General features: G+C 57.5%; 21 protein-coding genes and 2 tRNA genes. 17 read left to right on the forward strand and 6 right to left on the reverse strand.

The annotated features are described in order from the left end of the window. Window positions 1-4: 4 nt before the first annotated feature. Genes gspD through bamD form a run of 12 tightly spaced genes read left to right on the forward strand, consistent with a single transcriptional unit; the run spans window position 5 to window position 10,787 of the window. Window positions 5-2,071 carry a type II secretion system secretin GspD gene (gene gspD / locus IEV54_RS01465; protein WP_223825440.1) on the forward strand — a complete coding sequence of 689 codons (2,067 nt, stop codon included), beginning with the start codon at window positions 5-7 and terminating at the stop codon, window positions 2,069-2,071. Between the two features lie 10 nt (window positions 2,072-2,081). Next, window positions 2,082-3,596 carry a type II secretion system ATPase GspE gene (gene gspE, locus IEV54_RS01470; RefSeq protein WP_150277604.1) on the forward strand — a complete coding sequence of 505 codons (1,515 nt, stop codon included), beginning with the start codon at window positions 2,082-2,084 and terminating at the stop codon, window positions 3,594-3,596. 2 nt (window positions 3,597-3,598) lie between these two features. Next, entirely contained in the window at window positions 3,599-4,810 is a 1,212-nt protein-coding gene (gene gspF / locus IEV54_RS01475) for a type II secretion system inner membrane protein GspF (RefSeq protein ID WP_150277603.1), read from the forward strand. A gap of 2 nt (window positions 4,811-4,812) precedes the next feature. Further along, on the forward strand, window positions 4,813-5,280 hold the full coding sequence (gspG, locus tag IEV54_RS01480; protein ID WP_150277602.1) for a type II secretion system major pseudopilin GspG: 468 nt from the start codon (window positions 4,813-4,815) through the stop codon (window positions 5,278-5,280). A 2-nt stretch (window positions 5,281-5,282) separates the two neighbouring features. Then, entirely contained in the window at window positions 5,283-5,825 is a 543-nt protein-coding gene (locus IEV54_RS01485; RefSeq protein ID WP_150277601.1) for a GspH/FimT family pseudopilin, read from the forward strand. Beyond that, window positions 5,809-6,195, forward strand: a complete 387-nt coding sequence (gspI, locus tag IEV54_RS01490) for a type II secretion system minor pseudopilin GspI (RefSeq protein WP_150277600.1) — start codon at window positions 5,809-5,811, stop codon at window positions 6,193-6,195. The genes IEV54_RS01485 and gspI overlap by 17 nt, the downstream gene beginning before the upstream one ends. Then, window positions 6,192-6,824, forward strand: coding sequence for a type II secretion system minor pseudopilin GspJ (gene gspJ, locus IEV54_RS01495; RefSeq protein ID WP_150277599.1), 633 nt, complete (start codon window positions 6,192-6,194; stop codon window positions 6,822-6,824). The genes gspI and gspJ overlap by 4 nt, the downstream gene beginning before the upstream one ends. After that, window positions 6,821-7,642 (forward strand): type II secretion system minor pseudopilin GspK, encoded by an 822-nt coding sequence (gspK, locus tag IEV54_RS01500; protein WP_150277598.1) that lies wholly within the window; start codon window positions 6,821-6,823, stop codon window positions 7,640-7,642. The genes gspJ and gspK overlap by 4 nt, the downstream gene beginning before the upstream one ends. 17 nt (window positions 7,643-7,659) lie before the next feature. After that, window positions 7,660-8,898: a type II secretion system protein GspL gene (gene gspL, locus IEV54_RS01505; protein WP_150277597.1), complete on the forward strand. Its 1,239-nt coding sequence runs from the start codon at window positions 7,660-7,662 to the stop codon at window positions 8,896-8,898. Continuing rightward, complete coding sequence (locus IEV54_RS01510; protein WP_150277596.1) at window positions 8,895-9,383, forward strand: type II secretion system protein M; 489 nt, start codon at window positions 8,895-8,897, stop codon at window positions 9,381-9,383. The genes gspL and IEV54_RS01510 overlap by 4 nt, the downstream gene beginning before the upstream one ends. After that, window positions 9,380-10,138, forward strand: coding sequence for a type II secretion system protein N (locus IEV54_RS01515; protein WP_150277595.1), 759 nt, complete (start codon window positions 9,380-9,382; stop codon window positions 10,136-10,138). The genes IEV54_RS01510 and IEV54_RS01515 overlap by 4 nt, the downstream gene beginning before the upstream one ends. A 31-nt stretch (window positions 10,139-10,169) precedes the next feature. Further along, on the forward strand, window positions 10,170-10,787 hold the full coding sequence (gene bamD / locus IEV54_RS01520) for an outer membrane protein assembly factor BamD (RefSeq protein WP_150277594.1): 618 nt from the start codon (window positions 10,170-10,172) through the stop codon (window positions 10,785-10,787). Between the two features lie 300 nt (window positions 10,788-11,087). Here bamD and rdgC read toward each other — a convergent pair whose 3' ends face one another. Continuing rightward, window positions 11,088-12,005 (reverse strand): recombination-associated protein RdgC, encoded by a 918-nt coding sequence (rdgC, locus tag IEV54_RS01525; protein ID WP_150277593.1) that lies wholly within the window; start codon window positions 12,003-12,005, stop codon window positions 11,088-11,090. A 174-nt stretch (window positions 12,006-12,179) separates the two neighbouring features. Between rdgC and IEV54_RS01530 the strand changes: the two genes are divergently transcribed. Then, window positions 12,180-12,255, forward strand: a tRNA-Val gene (locus tag IEV54_RS01530). Between the two features lie 13 nt (window positions 12,256-12,268). Then, a tRNA-Asp gene (locus IEV54_RS01535) sits at window positions 12,269-12,345 on the forward strand. A gap of 79 nt (window positions 12,346-12,424) precedes the next feature. Here IEV54_RS01535 and IEV54_RS01540 read toward each other — a convergent pair. From IEV54_RS01540 to IEV54_RS01560, 5 genes are all read right to left on the reverse strand, one after another. Beyond that, complete coding sequence (locus IEV54_RS01540) at window positions 12,425-13,078, reverse strand: DUF4142 domain-containing protein (protein WP_188434284.1); 654 nt, start codon at window positions 13,076-13,078, stop codon at window positions 12,425-12,427. 115 nt (window positions 13,079-13,193) lie between these two features. Next, a complete protein-coding gene (locus IEV54_RS01545) occupies window positions 13,194-13,493 on the reverse strand; it encodes a hypothetical protein (RefSeq protein WP_150277591.1) in 300 nt (99 codons plus the stop codon). Window positions 13,494-13,698: 205 nt separating this feature from the next. Then, window positions 13,699-14,010, reverse strand: coding sequence for a hypothetical protein (locus IEV54_RS01550; protein ID WP_150277590.1), 312 nt, complete (start codon window positions 14,008-14,010; stop codon window positions 13,699-13,701). Window positions 14,011-14,182: 172 nt separating this feature from the next. Continuing rightward, a complete protein-coding gene (locus IEV54_RS01555) occupies window positions 14,183-14,554 on the reverse strand; it encodes a hypothetical protein (RefSeq protein ID WP_150277589.1) in 372 nt (123 codons plus the stop codon). Window positions 14,555-14,714: 160 nt separating this feature from the next. Further along, window positions 14,715-14,945: a hypothetical protein gene (locus IEV54_RS01560; protein WP_150277588.1), complete on the reverse strand. Its 231-nt coding sequence runs from the start codon at window positions 14,943-14,945 to the stop codon at window positions 14,715-14,717. Between the two features lie 208 nt (window positions 14,946-15,153). On the opposite strand from IEV54_RS01560, the gene IEV54_RS01565 reads away from it, so the two are divergent. Genes IEV54_RS01565 through glgB form a run of 3 tightly spaced genes read left to right on the forward strand, consistent with a single transcriptional unit; the run spans window position 15,154 to window position 22,711 of the window. Further along, window positions 15,154-17,163: an alpha-1,4-glucan--maltose-1-phosphate maltosyltransferase gene (locus IEV54_RS01565; RefSeq protein WP_150277587.1), complete on the forward strand. Its 2,010-nt coding sequence runs from the start codon at window positions 15,154-15,156 to the stop codon at window positions 17,161-17,163. A gap of 12 nt (window positions 17,164-17,175) precedes the next feature. Beyond that, the gene (treS, locus tag IEV54_RS01570; RefSeq protein ID WP_150277586.1) at window positions 17,176-20,505 is read left to right on the forward strand and encodes a maltose alpha-D-glucosyltransferase; all 3,330 of its coding nucleotides are present in this window, start codon (window positions 17,176-17,178) and stop codon (window positions 20,503-20,505) included. Beyond that, the gene (glgB, locus tag IEV54_RS01575; RefSeq protein WP_223825439.1) at window positions 20,492-22,711 is read left to right on the forward strand and encodes a 1,4-alpha-glucan branching protein GlgB; all 2,220 of its coding nucleotides are present in this window, start codon (window positions 20,492-20,494) and stop codon (window positions 22,709-22,711) included. The genes treS and glgB overlap by 14 nt, the downstream gene beginning before the upstream one ends. Window positions 22,712-22,721: the final 10 nt, after the last annotated feature.

A 22,721-nucleotide genomic window follows, 5' to 3' on the forward strand; every position in this document is an offset into this window, starting at 1 on the left:
CACGATGCTGATGCTGTCCCGTTTTGCCCGCCGTGCTGTGCCACTGGCGCTGGGTTTGAGTCTGCTGAGCGTAGCGGTACAGGCGCAGACTCCTGATTTCGCCGGAGACCCGAACGAAGAGTTGGTGCTCAATCTGCGTGATGCCGAAATCAACGGTCTGATCGAAATCGTCAGTCAGGAAACCGGTATCAACTTTATCGTTGATCCGCGGGTGCGCGGTCAGGTCAATGTGGTATCCGGTCAGCCGGTCAAGCGCGGCGAGTTGTACAACCTGTTCCTGGGCGTACTCAAGACCTACGGATTTGCTGCGGTAACCGGCGCCGACGGCGTGGTACGCATCCTGCCGGAAGTCCAAGCCAAGGAAAACGAGGTCTCCAACCTGCAGTCCGATAGTCGCGGCGATGAGATCATTACCCACGTGATCAGCGTCAAGCACATCAACGCGGGCCAGCTGGTGAGGATTTTGCGGCCGCTGGTGCCCAAGGGTGGTCATCTGGCAGCGGCCGCTGAATCAAACAGCCTGGTCATTGCCGATACCGCTGCCAATGTGCGCCGTATCCAGGCATTGATAGAAAGGATTGACCTGGAGTCTATGGAAGACTTCGAGATCGTTGCCCTTGAACATGCCTCGGCCAGTGACGTGGTGCGGGTGTTGCAGACCCTGGATGCGCCCACTCCGGGGGAGGACTTTACCAAGCGCCCCGGAATCATTGCCGACCAGCGTACCAATACCGTGATCCTGCGTGGTGACCCGCAGAGCCGTGGATCCCTGCGTGACATTATCAAGCGTCTGGATATGCCCGCCGAAGATGGTGCGACTCAGGTGCATTACCTGCGGTACGCCAAGGCCGAGCAGGTCGCAGAGGTATTGCGCGGTATTGTCGAGGGGCGCGTCGTCCCGGGTACGGGCGCGGCATCGGGTGTGCAGAGCAGCGACGGAAGCGGCATGACCGGCGGCAGTCTCAATAATCAGCAATCGAATATTCGGGTTGAAGCCCATGAAAGCACCAATTCGGTGGTGATTTACGGCCCGGCGGAGCTTTCCCGTGAAATGGCTTCAATCATTCGGCAGCTGGATATTCGCCGCGCCCAGGTACTGGTCGAGGCAGTGATTGCCGAAGTCTCCTATGACCGCGCCAAGGAGCTGGGCGTGCAGTGGGGTATTGGCAGCGAGAATGGCGGCGTGGGTATTATCAACTTCAACCGCGGCGCAAGTGGCGGTATTGTCAATCTGGCGGCCAGCGGCAGTGCCTTCCTTGACGGTGACGTTACAGCGCCCCCTTCGCTGGGTGACGGTTTGAGCCTCGGTGGCTTCGGCAATATTGGCAGTACCCAGATTGCCTTGCTGGTCAGCGCCCTGCAGGGCGACAGCTCAAGCAACATACTCTCGACCCCCAGCCTGATGACCCTGGACAATGAAGAAGCCGAGATCGTCGTCGGTCAGAACGTGCCATTCATCGTTGGGCGCTCCATCGAAGACTCAGGGCAGGCATTCGACACCATCGAACGGCAGGACGTGGGTATCAAATTGCGGATCAAACCTCAGATCAATGAAGGCAGTGCAGTACGCCTGGAGATCGAGCAGGAGGTCTCCCAGATTGCGGCAGGTGCCACAGGCGCCGCGGATATTATTACCAATAAACGCAGCCTCAAGACTCACGTGATGGTGGATGACAACCAGTTGATCGTCCTCGGTGGCCTTATCGATGATCAGTTGGTCGAAACCCGCGACAAGGTTCCGGGTCTCGGCGATATTCCCGGTCTTGGTCGGCTGTTTCGCTATGATACGGCGCGAACAGAAAAGCGTAATCTGATGGTTTTCCTGCGCCCGGTGATTATTCGTGACGCCGCGACTGCTGCGGATCTGACGCAATCCAAATACACCTACATACGCGATCGTCAGGTAGATGCCCAGAACCGTCAGGAAAGCATGCTGCCGGATGCACGGCCGATCCTGCCTGATTGGAACTACTTGTTAAGTCTGCCACCGCCATTCGAGAATGCGATGACGGGTACGAGTGCGGCTCCGGCCAGCCTGAGTATTCCCACACCTCCATCAGCCGGCCAATAGGAATGCAGCGATGAGCGATACCGACATTGCCGCTGTGCTCCCGGCCGAGCCGGGGCCCCAGGCGGAAACGGGCTACCGCTTCGCACGGCGCTTTGGTGTGCTGCCGGGCAGCGTTCAGGACGGCCAGCTGGATGTATACGTGCGGTCTGACTGTGACCCCCAGGCGTTGCTGGAGTTGCGACGTCGGGTAGGACATCCGCTCAAGCCGCAGGTACTCGACGATGATGCATTTGCTGCCCGGCTGCGCGACCGCTACGAGCGTTCTGCGAATGACGCGATGCAGTTTGTCGAGGGCCTGAGCGAAGACGCCGACCTGATGTCGGTAGCCCAGTCACTTTCCGAGCCTGAGGATCTGCTTGAATCCCAGGATGAGGCGCCGATCATTCGTTTGATCAATGCGCTGCTCTCCGAAGCGGTCAAGGAAAACGCGTCAGACATTCACATCGAACCCTTCGAAAACCGTCTCTCGATTCGTTTGCGTGTCGACGGTGTATTACGTGAAATTCTCGAGCCGCCCCGTGCTTTGGCGCCGGTGATCGTTTCGCGTATCAAGGTCATGGCCAAGCTGGATATTGCCGAAAAGCGCCTGCCTCAGGATGGTCGTATCGGCTTGCGCCTGGTCGGTAGGGCTGTTGATGTGCGGGTGTCCACGCTGCCATCCGGGCATGGAGAGCGGGTCGTACTCCGTCTGCTCGACAAGCAGGCTGGCCGCCTGGAGCTGCGCCAACTGGGTATGGGCGCTGACCATTACGAGGCAATGGAGCGCATTATCGCCCGGCCCCACGGTATTGTTCTGGTGACCGGCCCCACTGGCTCGGGTAAAACCACAACCCTGTATTCGGCGTTGATGCAGCTCAATGACCGCAGCAAGAATATTCTTACCGTTGAAGATCCAATCGAGTACTACCTGGACGGTATCGGCCAGACGCAGATCAATACCAAGGTAGACATGACCTTCGCCCGCGGCCTGCGTGCCATTCTGCGTCAGGATCCCGACGTGGTGATGGTCGGTGAGATACGTGACGTGGAAACCGTGCAGATCGCGATCCAAGCCAGCCTGACCGGTCACCTGGTGTTCTCCACCCTGCACACCAACACTGCCGCGGGCGCCATTACCCGTCTGCGCGATATGGGTGTAGAGCCGTTTCTGCTCTCCTCGACCCTCAATGGTGTGCTCGCTCAGCGTCTGGTGCGCACCCTGTGCACCAGTTGCCGAAAGGCCCATCAGGCATCGGCCAGCGAATGTCGACTGATGGGAATAGAGGAAAGTGAAGCGCCGGTGCTCTATAGCGCGGTGGGTTGCGATGAATGTAACAACAACGGTTACCGGGGACGTACCGGTATCTATGAGCTGATTGAAGTGGATGAAACCCTGCGGGGTCTGATTCATGACGGTGCCAGTGAGCAGGCCATGATCCGCCACGCCCGGCTGGCCCAGTCGGGTATTCGCCAGGATGGCTTGCGCCGCGTGCTGGCCGGGCAGACTACGCTCGAAGAAGTTCTCCGCGTCACACGGGAGGATTGACCGTGCCTGCTTTTGATTATGTAGCGGTAGATCCGGCGGGACGCACGCGCAAGGGCGTGGAGGAAGGGGACTCTTCCCGTCAGGTGCGCAGCCGGCTGCGCGAACAGGGTCTGATGCCGATGTCGGTCAACCAGGTCGCCGAGCGCAAATCGGTGATGCGCACCCCCATGTTTCAGCGCGGCATCAAGCCCCTGGAGCTGGCGCTTGCCACGCGTCAGATGGCCACTCTGGCACGCGCGGGCATGCCTATCGAAGAGGTGCTGGGCACTGTCGCGCGGCAAAGCGAAACCCAGAAGGTAAAGTCTACCCTCGCAGCGGTGCGCACCCGAGTCATGGAAGGTTTGCCGTTGGCACATGCACTGGGCGAATTTCCGTCGGTTTTTCCGGCCATATACCGCACCACACTGGCTGCCGGTGAGCAGGCGGGCAGGCTGGATCTGGTGCTGGAACGGCTGGCTGATAACGTCGAAGCGCAGAATGCTATGCGCCAGAAAATTCAACTGGCGATGTTCTATCCGGCCATTCTGACCATCATTGCGCTCCTGGTGACCATAGCGTTGCTCACCTACGTGGTGCCCGAAGTGGTCCAGGTGTTTGCCGGCATGAATCAGGAGCTGCCGTGGCTCACCCGCGCGTTGATTGCGACCAGTGACACCCTGCGCAATTGGGGTCTGTTGATGCTGGTTGTTCTGGTCGGCGCGGTGGTGGCTACCAAGCAGTTGCTCAAGAAGCCGGCTGCGCGCTACCGCTGGGACGCCTGGCTGTTGCGAGTGCCGCTGTTGGGGCGTCTGATCCGGGGTCTCAACACGGCGCGTTTTGCGCGCACGCTGAATATTCTGGCTGGCAGTGGCGTGCCGCTGCTGGATGCTCTGAATATGAGCGCCAGCGTGGTGACCAACGTGCCCATGCGGGATGCGGTAAGTGATGCCGCCAAACGGGTGCGCGAGGGGTCGGGCGTTGGGCATGCGCTGGAACGAAGCGGCTATTTTCCGCCGATGACCCTCAGCCTGATCAAAAGCGGCGAGAGCAGTGGCACGCTAGATCAGATGCTCGATCGCGCCGCAGAAACCCAGGAACGTGAGCTCGAAGCACGCATCGCCATTGTGATGGGCGTTTTCGAGCCACTGCTGATCCTGGCAATGGGAGCGGTGGTGCTGATCATCGTGCTGGCCATCCTGTTGCCGATATTTGAACTCAACCAACTGGTGAACTGACTATGACCATGAGAAAGCAACAACCGTCTGGCAAGCAGCGCGGCTTCACCCTGATCGAAGTCATGGTAGTGGTCGTGATACTCGGCATCCTGGCCGCTGTGGTAGTACCAAGGGTCATGGATCGCCCTGATCAGGCACGGATTACCAAGGTGCAGAACGACGTACGTGCGCTGGAGAGTGCACTCAATCTGTATCGACTAGACAATTTCAATTATCCCACTACAGAGCAGGGCCTGATGGCCCTTGCGGTGCAGCCGACTGGTAACGATGCGCCGCGTAACTACCGCTCGGGCGGGTATATCGATCGGTTGCAACAGGATCCATGGGGTAACGACTATCAGTATCTGCGCCCTGGGCGCGATGGCCGCGACTATGATCTGTACAGCCTGGGTGCCGATGGCCGCCCTGGTGGTGAAGGGGCCAACGCTGACCTGGGTAACTGGAACGTTGACCAGAACGAGCAGCGCTAATCATGACAATACCCGCCATGACCATTCACGCAAGGGCCGAGAGGGGATTCACCCTGATCGAGCTTTTGGTGGTGCTGGTTCTGGTGGGTATTGTGGCCAGCCTGGCTACGCTGTCGATGGGTGATGGCGCAGAGCGTCAGTTAAAGACTGAAACCCAGCGCCTTGCTGGCGTATTGACTCTGGCCCGCGACGAGTTGCTCATCACTGGTGCGGCAGAGCGAGCCCTGGGCCTGCGTCCAGACAGTTACAGCTTTCTGGAACTGGTCATTCTCGATGACTCGACCCGCGAGTGGCGGCCCCTCGTGGATCAGCAGCTGGGAGTTCGGCAACTTGAGCAGGGCGTCATAGAGCTGGCTTACGAACAGGAGGGCGAACGGCAACCCTTACCCCAGACGGGCGGATGGGAGCCCCATGTGCGTCTGGGCAACACCGGCGAAATGACGCCGGGCATTATCACCCTCAAAGTCCCGGGCAAACCGCTGGAGCGACATATCCGCATCGGTATGGAAGGCAGTGTCGAGGTGCTCGATGCTTTCCCGGAATAAAGGCTTCACATTGCTCGAGGTGCTGGTGGCGATGACCATCCTTGCTGTGGCACTCGCAGCCCTGGTCAAGGGTGGATCCGACCATTCGCGCAATACTCTGTATTTGCAAGAGCGCACGCTGGCCCACTGGGCTGGCCAGAATCTGTTGGCCGAGTATGAAACCGGTATGCGTCCAGTCGCTGAGGGCAATCGCACCGGCGATACGGTGATGGGTCCTTTTCGCTATGGCTACCGGGTAGAGATCAATAACTATACCCCGCAAGCGCCCATGCCTTTGCCTGCGGTGAAGCGTGTGGATATTCGCCTCTGGTTGTTGGAGCAGGGGGAAGATGATCAACGTGCCTTCGTCAGTGGGTTTGTATTGCCATGAGAAACCCATTCAGCAACACCGCACGGGGTTTCACGTTATTGGAAATGCTGATAGCCATGGCCGTGTTTGCGATCATGAGCGTGGTGGCCTACGGCGGATTGCGAGCGGTACTGACTGCCGATCAAGTCACCCAGGTGCACGCCCAGAGGCTGGCGGACCTGCAGGTTACCCTCAGCGTGCTGGAGCGTGATCTGGCGCAGGTGGTTGCGGTGGCTGTGCGCGACGAGTTCGGTGATCGTCTGCCGCCATTACGGCTGCGTGCTGGCGGTGATGCAAAGCTGCTGGAGCTGGTCAGGGCCGGTGCAGGGGGCGATCAGCGTCTGCGGCGCACAGCCTGGTTGATCACCGACCGCGGACTGGAGCGTCAACTCTGGCCTGGCGTGGATATTGTCGATACTGAAAGCGCCCGGGTACAACCCTTTGGTGAGCTGGTTGCAGAGGATGAATTGCTGGGTATCGAAAGCGGTTTTGCCCTGGTGGTGCGCAATGAGGCAGGGCTTGAGCGCGTGGACTCCTGGCCGGCAGCCAACGCTGATACAGCCAGTGTAGAGCTGCCGATGGCGGTGGAAATCGTACTGGATCTACCTGAATACGGGGTCATTCGCCGGATGATGGCGGTGGGCAAGTGAGTTACCTGGCCCGCAGTGCCATGGCGCACAGGCAACAGGGAGTTGCCCTGCTTACCGCGCTGCTGGTCGTTGCCCTGGCGGTAACTGCTGCAGTGGCAATGGCGATGCGCAGTCAGGTTGATATCCGGCGAACCAGTGCGGTATTCGAGCGCGATCAGTCGCGGCATATCGCTCAAGGTGGAGAAAAAATGGTGCTTCAGTTTCTCGAGCGTATCGAAGGAGCTGATGACCTGCCCTGGGATACCTGCCGCTCACCCACCATGCCGTTCATGGTCGATGAAATTCGTTTGCAGGCCACTGTGGACAACATGCAGTGCCGTTACAACCTCAACGCGCTTGCGGGTGCGGATGAAACAGAGCAGGGATACTTTGCACGCCTGGTAGATGAAGTGGGTAACGAGAAGGGCGTGGTAATGCCCTCCGGGGCTCAACTGGCCCTGGCGGTCTCCGACTGGATGGACCCGGAAACCGACGACCCGGCCTATCGCACGGCAGATCCGGCCCGAGTCTCGGGTAATCGCGCGATGCTCGTTGCCTCGGAGCTCAACTCGGTGCTGGGCATGACCAGCGAAGCATGGCAGGCCCTTAGCCCCTTCGTTACAGCCTATCCCGGGCAGGCGAGCCCCATAGATCTGGAGCGCAGTCCCGATCTGATGAAGGGTGTTTTTACTGGTCGGCCGAGCGGGGACCAGGCGCCTTGGTACATGCGTCTGGAACTGGTAGCGGAATTTGGCCAGCGGCGTTTCTATCAGTGTTCGCTGATCGATGCCGCCAACGGAAAAGTGGTCCTCAGAGAACAAACGGCCTGTGAGCCCTGACAATAGCGGATCGAATCATGTTGATAGTGTTATTACCCGAAGAACTTCAGGAAGACGACCAGGACACTTTGCTGGTGCACTGGTGGCACCTGGAGCGCGAGAGTGGCGTTCGCGAGCATGGGCGCGATAGCCTTCAGACCTTGAAGACACGATTCGCCGGGCAGCGGCTCCGAGCCTTGGCGCCGGCAACGTCGGTGAGCCTGTATCGGCTCGATATGCCGGTCCGGCGCGCTGCCTCTATTCGCGCGGCATTGCCTTTCGCTTTGGAGGATCAGGTAAGCCAGGACCTGGAGCTGCTGCATTGTGTCCCCGGGCCGCGACGTACCGACGGCCGCCTGGCTGCGGCCGTGGTAGAAACAGACAGGATGGCGCATTGGCAGGCTCTGTTTGACTCCCGGCAATGGCGTCTTGAGGCGCTGATTCCACTCCCGATACTGCACGCTGGGGATATTCCGGAACGAGGTTTGTTGGTCAGGCCATCGCCCTGGCCGGGCGCTGCGCTACAGGCACTGATTACTTCACGCTTTGAGGAGCCAGTACTCATCGAGGCGGGCTTGCTGGGGCTGTGGTTGAAGCGCCGCCTGAGCGCGTTGCCTGAGGATGAGCGCGTTGTGCAGACTAGCGGATTCAGTCGGGCCGATCTGGGTCTGGAGCATGATCGGGATGTCACTGTCACCGAAGTAGTCGATCAGGTAGATGTGGGGCATGCACTCACATACTGCCTGCAACCAAACCCGCCGTTGAATCTGCTCACCGGTCCCTATGCTACCAGCATGGCCGCACCCCCCTGGCGCAAGATGCGGCCGGTCATGATTGCCGCGGGTGTTCTGATCGCGGTACTTCTGGCCCAGTTCAGCCTTGAGTGGTTGGCGTTGGCACGTGAACGCGATCGTCTTGTAGCAGGAATTGAATCAGTATTCCAGAGCAGCCTACCCAACAGCCGGATGGTGCAACCGGTTACACAGTTTCGCCAGGCTCTTGAAGGTAATGCTCCGGGTAGCTCCGCGAGCAGTGGCGGTGAGCTGCTGCACGAGGCCCTTGCCGTGATAGCGCAGGCTGATAACGCCAATATAAGACAGTTCCGTGCAACTCCGGGAGAGCTCGAGATAGAGCTGCAACTGGCATCCTTCGCCGAACTGGAAGCCCTGCGTGCAGGTCTGGCCAGCAAGCCTCAGCTGCAGGAAACCCTGCAGGGTGCAGATTCTGGAAGTGAAGGCGTAACAGCGCGGCTTAAAGTATCCCGGAGGGAATCATGAATAACTGGTGGGCCGGTCTGGCCCCGCGCGAACGGATCATTCTTCTGGTCGGTATGACAGTTCTGGGGCTATTGATCATCTGGTTGTTGATCGTTGAACCGATAATCAACAAGCGTGCGGACCTGCGCCAGGACGTGATGCAGCTGTCTGCGGACCATACATGGATGCAGCAGGCCGCTCTTGAAGTGCGTCGTCGGGCCGGGATGCAGAGCAACTCTCAGGCATCCCCGGGCGTTGCCGGTGGCTCGGTACTCACGTTGATCGAGGTCTCTGCCAACGCGGCAGGACTGAAGGAGTCGATGGAACGGGTGCAGCCTGAAGGCGAGGGCGCACGGCTCTGGTTCGATGCGGTGGCCTTCGACGCTCTGGTGCGCTGGCTGGCCGAGCTTGAGCAACGCCAGGGTCTGGTGGTCAGTCAGCTGGCTGTGGACGCCGGGGCTGAACCCGGCATAGTGTCTGCCCGCGTGTTGGTGGAGCCACGATGAAACAGCGCACAATGAACGGCAAACGGCTGGCCATACTCGCGCTGGTGCTTTTTTTGGCAAGCCTGATATGGAACCTACCGGCAAGTTTTGTATGGAGCCACATCAAGGATCGATTGCCTGCCCAGGTCGAGCTCTCTGGCCTGACCGGCACACTCTGGACGGGCAGGGTCAATCGGATTGAAGCTGATGGTGTTGATCAGGGGTCGCTGGCCTGGACCTGGCGGCCGACAGGACTTTTGACTGCTGCCATTGAACTGGATCTTTTGTGGAAGCCACGCAAGGGCGATGTGAGGGCTACGCTGCAAGTCGGTACTGACACGCTGACTCTGGAAAATGTGCGCGGGCAGTTGGATGCGGCAGCCATGGCGTCGATCAACAAAGCGCCATTTTTGCTCGAAGGCACCTGGCAACTGGATGTGCCTGTATTGGAGCTGCAGGATATGGAACACGTCACCCGTGCAGATGGCCGTCTGATATGGGACTCCGCTGCAGGTGGTCTACCCACAGCGCTCGCGCTGGGCAACCTGGTGGCCGACCTTGCCGACAGCGAGGGCTGGTTGCAATTCACCTTGTCAGATCAGGGAGGGCCGCTGGGCCTGGAGGGTACAGCGCGTTGGCGGCCCGGCCAGGCGATGGTGCTGGACACGCGCCTGCAAGCCAGGGCGACTGCAGAAGCTGGCCTGGTGGGCGGCCTGAGCCTGCTGGGTAAGCCGGCAGCTGACGGATGGATAAGCTGGCGTGCACGCCTGCAATGATCAGTCCAGCAACCTTTCAAGGAGAATCCCAATGCGTTTGACCCTGCTTGTATTAGCGATGGCACTTATTACCGGTTGCGCGACCAATACGGCTCGAACCACCTCTACCTCACCGGAGGTAGTTGATATCAGGGCCAAGCTCAGCATGGGCGCCTGCGACCCCATGGTGGCTGACCAGGTCCTGCCCCTTGGCAATCCTGGTCTCGAGCAGGAGGTGGCCTTCCAGTGCCTCCAGGATGGGCAGCTGGGGACAGTGGAGCGCTTGCTCGAGGGCTATAGCGACCGCCACGACAATGCGCCTAATCCTGATTATTCGGATTACCTTCTGGCGCTGACGGACTTCGTCAGGTTCGAGCTGGCAGAAGGGGACGCAGTCGAGCAACTCAAGGCCGGCAGGCGTGCCCATGATGGTTTGGTTTCATTTGTACGTACCTACCCTGAATCAGCTTATCGAGCAGAGGTGGCGCCGCGCCTTGAAGCTCTTCACGAGGGTATGGCGCGGGCTGAATATCGACTGGCTATGGGGGAGATCGAGAAGGGCCGACGCGAGGCGGGTGCCTCGCGTTTACGCTATGTGGCTCGTGAATATCCACGTAGCTCCGCCGCAACTGATGCCAAGCGCTGGTTGGAACAACGCTTGGCGCCCTGAGGGTATTGTAACGCCCAAGTTCCCGTCTCCCGGCGTATTGTCTGATCTTTTGCAACCGCAGCAGGTTGACATTGTACACAATTGCAAAACGATGCTTGAAATCGGCTTGCAGGGTGCTCTGTAAGCCACTGAATTACTTAGATCAATCATAACTCATTGATTTTAAAGAATAAATAATTGATCAAATTTTAACCATTCTGAGTGGTGTCCGCATATTACACGGCTCTGACAGGGTTTTGAGTAGGCTATCCACAAAGTTGTCCACAGATATTGTGGATAGCTTTTACTCTTTCCCGGTCTTCAGATCCCCTGTGGGATTTCCTCTCCGCCAAGCGCAGAAGTCAAGGCAGGAATGAACTCCGACAGACTCTTTGCCATTATGGTGAAGCTTGCATCGAGCTGCCCGGCCATATCGTCACCGCCCTGATCATCGGCTTCATCTGTCAGCAGATCTTCAAAACGCAGGCGTTTGACGGACAACTTGTCATCCAGGGTAAAGCCGAGCTTCTCCTGCCATTGCAGGGCCAGTTGGCTAACCTGTTTGCCAACTGTCAGGTGCTGCTGGATTTCATCGCTTGCCAGATCCTGACGCTTGCAACGAATGACGCCGCCATCTTCTGTTGTGTCGCGCAGCTCGCACTCATCACCAACTACGAGGCCCTCTGGAGCCTGTCCCGTCTTGACCCACTCGGTCATGCATGCCCCGGGAGCGATCTTCACCGTCATGGGCCGCACAGGCAGGCTGCCTGCGCATTCACGCAACAGGCTGAGCAGATCTTCCGCGCGCTTGGCGCTTGAGGTGTCGACCGCTATCCAGCCTTCCTGCGGTGCAATGCATGCGAGGGTGGTCTGGGTGCGGGTGAAGGCACGGGGCAGGAGCGACATCATGATCTCGTCCTTGAGCGTGTCGCGCTCTTTCTTGTAAACCTTGCGAGCATCGCGCGCTTCGATTTCGTCGACCTTTTCGGTCAGGCTTTCCCGAACCACACTGCCCGGCAGTATGCGTTCCTCCTTGCGCAGGGCGATCAACCAATAGCCATCGGCAACTTGCACGATATTCTCAGAATGCTTGCCAAAGGGCGTTGTCCAGCCAAGAGTATGGGTTTCCTGGCTCCCGCATGGCCGGGCGGGCTTTTGTTCGAGCGCGGCAATCAACTCGGCTTCGTTGAAGGGAATGGTCTGGCTGAAACGATAAAGCAGAAGATTACGAAACCACATGATGCTGTCCTCGACTTGCGGCGCAAAAGTCAGCAATAGTGCCTGACGCAGGCGCTGGCGGCCAGTCGATCCGGGGGAAGAATTAACATATTGAAAAAGGGGAGAATTTTTTTTGAAAAAGGTATTGCCAGCAAGCGAAAAGCTGCCTAGAATGCGCCCCACTTCGAGAGTAAAGGGTGATTAGCTCAGCTGGGAGAGCATCTGCCTTACAAGCAGAGGGTCGGCGGTTCGATCCCGTCATCACCCACCACTCGAGGTAACGCGCAGTGGTAGTTCAGTTGGTTAGAATACCGGCCTGTCACGCCGGGGGTCGCGGGTTCGAGTCCCGTCCACTGCGCCATATTGCTAGCTGGAAGTTCCGGCTTCCAGACACAAAAAAAGCGACCTAAGTCGCTTTTTTTGTGTCTGGAATTCAGCCGCTACTTATTTCTATCTCGGGTTTCAGGATGCAGGGCGCGCGCCTGTTCCAGATGTGCTTCTAGTTTGGGTAGAGCGTCCTTGGCAAACTGGGTAATTTCTCCCAGATCGCTGACTGCGGCGCGGTCGAATAAGTCCAGTAGGGCTTGATGATCACCCACCTGATTATTGGCATAGGCCTCGACAAGGGACTCACCACCGCGAACGCTTAACACCATCGATTGAGCCTGGTCGATCAGGGTGGCAGCGTCGGACACTTCGATCTTTTCGTTTCCGGCAAGATCGATCAATTGACGATTGAGCTGTTTATGGGCAGTGATCATTTGCTGAGCAAATTCGCGAGCTTTGGGGTCGTTGACTGCGCTTTTCTCATCAAGTATCGATTCCGCTGCCTTGATGATCGCATGGTTTTTCCCGGTGACTTGCTCAACGAAGGCTTCTGCTCCTATGCCCGCAGCATAATTGGGCTCGGTAAGCAGCCCTTCGCGGCTTGCGCTGCCGCCTTCTCCCGTAGTTCCTGGAGTGCCAGTAGGCCCGCTGGTGCGAGTGGTGTCGCCCATGCCGGTCCCGCTCAATTCGTCAGCTGCAATCACTGGCATAGCGCTCATGCCGATCAATACAGCGAAAATGCTTGCTAGATTACCTGCCTTGTTCATATGTTCTCTCCTCATGCTTACTAATGGCGCTGACTGAAATGTGTCGGAACAGACTGGACTTGTGCCTGCAAAAAAAAAGGTAGCCATTGGCTACCCTTTGAGTGAAGCCAGCGTGTTAGTTACCGGCTTCATTTTCCGCATCCAGACCTACATCCGGCTCACCCGTTACGGTGCGGTCGGTGCCGTCAGATCCCGGGCGGGCTTCAATACCCATGCCGGTTTCGCTGCGATCGCCCAGTTCATTGGCATCTGGCGTTTTGTTCATGGACTTCTTGTCTTCGTGCTGCGCCGACATGGCGTCGTGCTTCATGTCTTTATCGCCATGGTCGGCATGCATGTCAGCCACAGCGAATGAGGTCGCCACACCCAAAGCCAGGGCGACAGCAGTAGTACCGGTAATATTTGAATACTTCATATATAACCTCTATTAAAATGCCGCATGAGCGGGATTTCCCAATAACTGATTTGAATTGATTGTGCATCAAGATGGCTGTTGAAAATCATGAAAGACAACTATGAGTCTCGCATTCATGTTAATTAACTTGAATTGCTTAATATGCTTAGAGACTAGTCGATCTATGAAGATCGCGCAGAGAGGTCTTTGTCAGGATATGTAGTTTTCAATCTACCAAATCGTGCTCACCGGCCTCTGAGTCAATGGCGGGGTTCTTGCCGGCTTTGGGTGCACCAGGGACCGCACGGTTGCCCGAGTTTGGCAACGCTTCATCATTCGCTTCTTCTCGCATAGCCTCGACATCATTTGTGTTGAGGTTATTGTTCTTGGCATTTTCATTGGTCATGGTGTCATTGGCTTCGGCATGATTCTTACCATGCTCCTGTGCGTCAGCATGGTTGCCGGCAACGGCTACGCCAGATCCAGCGCCCATGGCGATGGTAAGTGCAGTTGTATAAACGATGTTTTGAAATTTCATGAAGTTCACCTTATTTGACCGGTCAGTGACCTGGATGTATCAGGGTTGATATTTCATTCAACTCACAACTGTAGAACCGAGATATCCGCGTAAGTTCCAGATGAACCATGGGAGTTGCAACAAGATGTCTTCAGATCATCGAGTGAGGTCAAATCCCGGCCCGGTAATGGGGCTAGTCCTTTTCAATCTTGCGGTTTTCCCACAGGCTGGCATAGCGCGTCCTGTGCAGCGTACCCAAAGTGTATGTGGGGATCCGGTCCTTGCGGGCGGCGCGCAAAATCTCGCCACGTGGTAATTCCCCGTTCTGTATCAGCAGGTCGAGTTTGACTCTGTTGACGAACTCCGCTGGATCCTTCAGATCCTTCGGCACCACCCGCCGAAAAATGCCATAGCGCGGCGACTCGACAACCAACACCAGATCACCATTGGGCCTCGACTCGGTAGAAGTCTTGAAATTGGTGTTGGCCAGAAAGGTGGCGTGATCAATCGCTTCCACGCTCTCTAGCGCATTATCTTGATCCAGGTTGGATTTCAGCTCAGTCATGATGTAACTCCGTTCGTAACATGCAGTAACTGACATCACGCACGTGCGGATAATTCAGTGTGCCCGACGAACGGAGTTGTTACCGTCTAGTCCTAGGTCAACTACGTCGTTGGCTCGGCAAGGGATGCCCTTGTCAGGCACAGCGGTACCAAGCGAGCGCTCATTTCCAGTTTTTGACCATGCCTCGAAAATTCATACCTGCCAGCGCCACCTGCAAGACGATCAGGGCCCAGGCTTCAGCGTAAACACCCCAGATCATCCACAGCACGTTGCTGGACAGAAATACCCAGAAGCCTATTTCACGTCGATGTTTTAGCCGGGATCCGACCAGCCACGCTGCGGCTACGGTTACTACCATGGCGGGCCACTGCACCCAGTCCAGATATTCCATACAAACAATCCTTTTTGCCTCTGAGCGCGGCTTGGTGCGCTTTTGAAAATATCGACAACGTCGCCGGTCCACTTGAGACAGACCCGCTCGCTAAAGATTGCATGTTGTGGATTTTCGTTGAACTAGCCGCCGGTGCGCCAGTCATCTCTTGTAAGCAGCAAAAGAAGGGAAACGGATACTTTCATCCTGTGTTTTCAGGGGGTCATCAATGTCATTGTCAGCTTCAGGCAACCAGAGTGAATATCCCGCCCTAGGGCTCACAGTAGAAGATGCGGTGACGCTACCCCGTATTGCCATCGAGTCCGTGTCACCGGTACTTGATGAGGGCCGCTTTGCCGTTAAATGTATTGAAGGGCAGAGGGCAAATGTGAGTGCCGTTGTGTTCACCGACGGCCACGAGAAGCTGGCGGTCCATCTGCACTGGCGCCGTTTGAACGACTCCTTTTGGCATATGTCACCCATGACCTTTTTGGGGAATGACCACTGGGAAGCCACTATTGTGCCCGAGCAACCGGGCAAGTTCGTATATGTCATCGAAGCCTGGCGTGACCCTTTCGCCACTTTTCAGGATGAGCTGGAGAAGAAGTACCGAGCAGGTGTGCCCATAACGCTTGAACTCAGGGAAGGTGAGCAGTTGGTGCGCGCAGCTGCTCAGTCGGCAGCGCCTGAAAGTGCACAGGTTCTTGAGCGGGTGGTGGCCCAGATGAACGCTGCCCATGCCAGGGACGAGCAACTGGCCTTCTTTCTCTCAACTGAGACGCTGGAGACCCTGCGCGAGCACGGTATGCGGGCGGACCAGGTGTTCAGCCGCGCCTACCCTTTGGAGGTTGAGCGTCAACTGGCGCAGTTTGCCAGTTGGTATGAGCTTTTTCCGCGGTCGGTTACCTCTGAACAGACTCGCCACGGTACCTTCCGCGATGTTACCGCCAGGTTGCCGCAAATCAGTCGCATGGGTTTTGACGTGCTGTACTTTCCTCCGATTCATCCCATAGGACGCACCCACCGCAAAGGGCCCAACAACGCACTTGTTGCTGGCGAGAGTGATCCAGGCAGCCCATACGCCATTGGCAGTCCCGACGGTGGCCATGATGCTATTCATCCCGAGCTGGGTACGCTCGATGACTTCATTGAGCTAGTGAGGCAGGCACGGAGGCAAGGGTTGGAAATCGCCTTGGACTTTGCCATTCAGTGCTCGCCTGACCACCCATGGATCAAGCAGCATCCCGGCTGGTTCAGCTGGCGCCCGGACGGCACTATCCGACATGCCGAGAATCCGCCGAAAAAGTACGAAGACATTGTCAACGTTGATTTCTATCAGAAGGACTCAGTCCCGGATCTCTGGCTGGCATTACGCGATGTGGTGCTGGGGTGGGTCCAGCGCGGTGTAACCCTGTTTCGCGTGGATAACCCGCACACCAAACCCCTGCCATTCTGGGAGTGGCTGATTGCTGATATTCGTGCCGATCATCCGAATGTGATGTTCCTTGCAGAGGCTTTTACCAAGCCGGCGATGATGGCGCGTCTGGGCAAGGTGGGTTACAGCCAGAGTTATACCTACTTCACCTGGCGAAATACCAAGTACGAGCTCGAGAGCTATTTTACCGAGCTTAATGAGGCGCCGTGGCGCGATTGCTACCGCCCCAATTTCTTCGTCAATACGCCTGATATCAATCCACGCTTTCTGCACCACTCAGGACGCCCGGGATTTCTCATCCGTGCGGCCCTTGCGACCATGGGTTCGGGTCTATGGGGAATGTATTCGGGTTTTGAAATATGTGAGTCAGCGCCGCTGTCGGGTAAAGAAGAGTACCTGGATTCGGAAAAATACCAGATTCGCCCACGCGACTATAACGCCCCAGGCAACATTGTTGCGGAGATCAGCCGCCTCAATCTGATCCGCAGGCAGAATCCGGCGTTGCAGACCCATCTGGGTTTTCAGGCTTACACCGCCTGGAACGACAACATCCTGTTTTTTGGCAAGCGTACAGACGACCTGTCCAATTTCGTACTGGTCGCCATCAGCCTCGATCCGCATAACGCGCAGGAGGCCCACTTCGATCTGCCACTCTGGGAGTTCGGCTTGCCCGACGACGCGCATATGCATGGCGAGGATCTGATGACGGGGCATACCTGGACCTGGTACGGCAAGACTCAATGGATGCGCATCGAGCCCTGGCATATGCCCTTCGGCATCTGGCGCATCCGCCCGGCATCATGAGGAAGCTACGTAATGAATGCGAGTGAAGACAACAAGGTCACCTTTCTCAATGACCCTAGCTGGTACAAGGACGCGGTGATCTACCAGGTACACGTCAAATCCTTTTTTGACTCGAACAATGACGGAATAGGCGATTTTGCCGGTCTGATTCAGAAGCTGGATTACATCGCCGATCTGGGCGTCAATACCATCTGGTTATTGCCGTTCTACCCGTCACCACGGCGCGATGACGGCTATGACATTGCTGCCTACCGCGGTGTTCACCCGGACTACGGCACAATGAGCGACGCCCGCAAATTTATTGCCGAGGCACACAAGCGCGGCCTGCGGGTGATTACCGAACTGGTGATCAACCACACCTCCGACCAGCATCCCTGGTTCCAGAAGGCGCGGCATGCACCCAAGGGGTCCAAGGCCAGGGATTTCTATGTCTGGTCTGATACCGACCAGAAATACGACGGCACCCGGATCATCTTCCTCGATACCGAAAAATCCAACTGGACCTGGGATCCTGTGGCCGGTCAGTACTTCTGGCATCGTTTCTACTCCCATCAGCCGGATCTGAACTTCGACAATCCCCAGGTGCTCAAGGCTGTTCTCAGCGTCATGCGCTTCTGGCTGGATATGGGCGTTGACGGCCTGCGGCTGGATGCCATTCCGTACCTGATCGAGCGCGATGGCACCAATAACGAGAACCTGCCGGAAACCCACGTGGTACTGAAAAAGATCCGCGCCGAAGTGGACGCCCACTATTCGGACAAGATGCTGTTGGCCGAAGCCAATCAATGGCCGGAAGACACCCAGATGTACTTCGGCGATGGCAACGAATGCCATATGGCCTTCCATTTCCCATTGATGCCGCGCATGTACATGGCCATCGCCCAGGAAGATCGTTTCCCAATCACCGACATCCTGCGTCAGACACCAGAGATTCCCGAGGGCTGTCAGTGGGCCATCTTCCTGCGCAACCACGATGAGCTGACCCTGGAAATGGTTACCGACCGTGAGCGCGATTATCTCTGGAACTACTACGCGGCCGATCGTCGGGCGCGAATCAACCTGGGCATACGTCGGCGCCTGGCGCCGCTGGTGGAGCGTGACCGCCGCAGGATCGAGCTGCTCAACAGCCTGTTGTTGTCCATGCCGGGCACCCCGACGCTGTATTACGGTGACGAAATCGGGATGGGTGACAATATCTTTCTGGGTGACCGTGATGGCGTGCGCACGCCCATGCAATGGTCTATCGACCGTAACGGCGGATTTTCCAAGGCTGACCCGGCCAGCCTGGTACTGCCTCCGGTCATGGATCCTCTGTACGGTTTCCAGACGATCAACGTGGAATCCCAGTTGGGCGATACGCACTCGTTACTGAACTGGACGCGCCGTATGCTCGCGGTGCGCAAACAGCAAAAGGCTTTCGGCCGCGGCACCCTGAAAATGTTGGCACCGTCCAATCGACGGATAATCGCCTATGTGCGTGAGTATGAAAGCGATGAGGGCCACAAGGAAACCATTCTGTGTGTGGCCAATCTGTCACGCTCGGCTCAGGCCGCAGAGCTGGAGCTGGCTGCCTATGAGGGATCGGTACCCGTGGAGATGGTCGGTGGGACGTCTTTCCCGCCGATCGGCAAACTCAATTATCTGCTGACACTGGCGCCTTACGGTTTCTTCTGGTTCCTGCTCGCCGAGGAGGCTCAGATGCCCGCCTGGCATACCCCGACTACGGAACCGATGCCGGAGCTGCGCACCCTGGTAGTCAAGCGTGACCTCAGCGAGCTGATGAACGAATCCTGCAGGAAGATTCTTGAACACGAGTCGCTACCGGATTACCTGGGCAGTCGGCGCTGGTTTGCCGGGCAGGGGGAGAGTGCCACCCGGGTTGAACTTCTCTATGCAATTCCATTCGGACCGACTGCCGAAATGACAGTACTCGGTGAGATAAAAGTGCATGGCGCTAGTGGCACAAACCTTTATCAACTGCCGATGGGCTTCATCGACGAGCAGCGAGCAGGCAATGGTGCGGGTCAAGCTGTAGCTCTGGCCATGGCTCGTTTGCGGCGCTTTGATCGTGTTGGACTCCTGACCGATGCGGTGGCCCTTGACCGATTCGCTCAAACAGTTGTGAGCAGCCTGCGCAGCGGCGAGGTGATAAGGAGCGATGAGCAGGAAATCCAGTTTTTACCCGGCCCTTTGCTGCAGGCAATTGAAGAGAGGTCTGACGAAGAGATTCGCCTCAGCTCCGCCGAGCAATCAAACAGTTCGCTGGTTATCGGTGAGCGCATGATGCTCAAGGTAATCCGTCGCGTCATGCCTGGTATCCATCCCGAAACCGAAATGGGTGGTTATCTCACCGAAGCCGGCTTTACCAATGTCGCACCCTTGCTGGGCGAAGTGCGGCGTGTCGACCATGAGGGTGTGCCGCATACCCTCATGGTACTGCAGGGTTATCTCAACAGTCAGGGCGACGCCTGGCAGTGGACCCAGGACACACTCGGACGGGCGGTGCGCGACGAGCTTTCTGGCGGCGTGTCGACCATGGAAAGCCAGTACACGGCGCTGGCCGAGCTCTCTGCTTTTGCGTCCATGTTGGGTCAGCGCCTGGGGGAGATGCACAGTTTGCTTGCTCGGGCCACGGACAATGCTGATTTTGGCCACTTATCAAGCACAGCGGAAGACGTTAGTGGGTGGGCTAGAAATATATCCTCGCAGGTTGGCGAGGCGATTGATGCAGCATGCAGGCATCAGGACCGCTTGCCTGACAATGCCGTAGCCGATCTGGATTGGCTCAAGTCCCATCGCACGGCAGTGCTGCAATTGATCGACCGGCTGGCGCGCAGCAGCGAAGGCGGCCTGCGCATTCGGGTGCACGGTGACTTGCACCTCGGCCAGGCTCTCGTGGTGAAAGGGGATGCTTACTTTATTGACTTTGAGGGCGAGCCATCGCGCAGCCTCCAAGAACGCAGGATGCACCTCAGCCCCATGAAGGATGTCAGCGGCATGCTGCGTTCCTTTGATTATGCAGCTGCGCTGGCAACTCGGGATGCACATGGCACTGACCTCTCGGCTGAGGCTGACATGGCGCGGGCAACTATCGTTTCTTCCTATCTTGCACAAACCCGCGACGCTTTCATGGCCGCCTATCGGCTTGCTGCGGCTGAGCTTCCACATGCCTGGATTGATCAAGGAGGTGAAGATGCGGCCCTTGCCCTTTTCGGTATAGAGAAGGCAGCTTACGAAATTCTCTACGAAGCCCACCACCGCCCCGAGTGGTTGAACGTGCCACTGCGGGGATTAGTGGAACTGAGCAGGTCGCGCCTGGAGATCGGTGATGAAAATGAATGAATCGGGGGCAACGACGAATGTTAGTCGGCAAACGGCTTTCCAGTCGCTTGAACGCGCAGAACATGGTGATCCCTTTGCATTGCTGGGGCCGCATAGTGAGGGAACAGGCACGGTTATCCGCACCTACCAACCAGGGGCGCCACGAGTTGAGCTGCTTGATGCGCGCAATGGAGAAATCATCGGCGACATGATACCGGGTGAGATATCGGGTCTGTTCACCATTCAACTGTCTGAGCCTTGCGAGTACCGCTTACGGATTCATTGGCCCGACGCGGTGCAGGAAACCGAGGACCCGTACGCCTTTGCTGCACAGCTGGGAGAGCTGGATATTTATTTGTTCAGCGAGGGTAATCATCGGGAATTGGGCAAGGTCTTCGGCGCGCAAGTTAGCACCTGCGGCGGTATCAAGGGTGTGCGTTTTGCTGTTTGGGCGCCCAACGCACGACGGGTCTCTGTGGTTGGTCCGTTCAATAGCTGGGATGGCCGCCGGCACCCAATGCGGTTACACCGGTCAGCCGGCGTGTGGGAAATCTTCATTCCGCGGTTGGGGCCCGGAGAGGTCTACAAATATGAGATTCTGGGTGAACAGGGTGTGCTGCCACTGCGGGCTGACCCGGTGGCACTGGCCGCACAATTACCCCCGCAAACCGGGTCAGTGGTGGCCTCACCGCTCGTCTTTGACTGGCATGACGATGACTGGATGCGACGGCGCAATCAGGCGCATCCGCACCAGGAGCCGTTGGCAGTCTACGAATTGCACGCGGGTTCCTGGCGACACAGGGCAGGTGAGGACCATGATGAAGGTGTGCCGCTCAATTGGCAGCAACTGGCCGCTGAGCTGATTCCCTATGTGCAGGAGCTTGGGTTCAGCCATATCGAGCTGTTACCCATTATGGAACATCCCTTTGGCGGGTCCTGGGGCTATCAGCCACTGTCGCAGTTCGCCCCTACGGCCCGCTACGGTTCACCCCATGATTTTGCCGGCTTTGTCGATGCCTGCCATCGGGCTGGAATCGGCGTGATTCTGGATTGGGTGCCAGCGCATTTTCCCAACGATGAGCATGGTCTGGCGCGTTTCGACGGTACGGCGCTGTACGAGTACGAGCATCCTTTCGAGGGTTACCACCAGGACTGGAACACCTGTATCTACAACCTTGGCCGCAACGAGGTGCATGGCTTCATGATCGCGTCAGCCCTGCACTGGTTGCAGACCTATCATATCGATGGCCTGCGCGTTGACGCAGTTGCTTCAATGCTCTATCGCGACTACTCACGCAAAGCAGGTGAATGGATACCCAACCGTCATGGCGGTCGTGAGAACCTCGAGGCAATCGATTTTCTGCGTCATCTCAATGACGTGGTCGGTACCGAGGTGCCGAGTGCGTTGGTGATTGCCGAGGAGTCGACTGCCTGGCCAGGCGTCTGCCGTCCTACACGTGAGGGCGGACTAGGCTTCGACTTCAAGTGGAACATGGGCTGGATGCATGACAGCCTGGGGTACGTCAGCCAGGACCCGATGTACCGCAGCCATCACCATCACGAGCTGACATTTGGGCTGTTGTATGCGTTTTCCGAACGCTTCATGCTGCCCATCTCCCATGATGAGGTGGTCCATGGTAAAAAATCCCTGCTCGACAAGATGCCGGGGGATCGCTGGCAGAAGTTCGCCAATCTGCGACTGTATTTCAGTTTCATGTGGAGTCATCCAGGCAAGAAGCTGCTCTTCATGGGGTGTGAATTTGGTCAGTGGCGTGAATGGAATCATGACGGCCAGCTGGACTGGTATCTGCTGCAATACGGCGAGCATCGTGGCCTCAAGACCCTCGTGCAGGACCTCAATGGGCTCTACCGTAAGGAGCCCGCTCTGCATCAGTTGGACGAAAGCGAAGCGGGTTTTGAATGGCTGATTGGTGATGACTGGACCAATAGCGTCTTTGCCTGGTTGCGCAAGGGGGAGGAGGGCGCCGAGCCGTTACTGGTGGTGCACAACTTTACGCCTACGCCTCGGGCGAATTATCGTGTAGGCGTGCCCGCTGTCGGAGAGTGGGAGGTATTACTCAACAGTGATGCCGAACGTTATCAGGGCTCTGCAGCCGGTCCCTTGGGTCGTCTCGCAACGGAACAGCGGGAAGCCCATGGCAAAGCGCAATCGATACTACTCGATCTGCCGCCCCTGGCCACTCTGATACTCAAGCCAGCAGCCTGAACAAAGGTCG

Origin of the sequence: Halopseudomonas salina, from assembly GCF_014637955.1 — a bacterium.
Lineage (GTDB): Bacteria > Pseudomonadota > Gammaproteobacteria > Pseudomonadales > Pseudomonadaceae > Halopseudomonas > Halopseudomonas salina.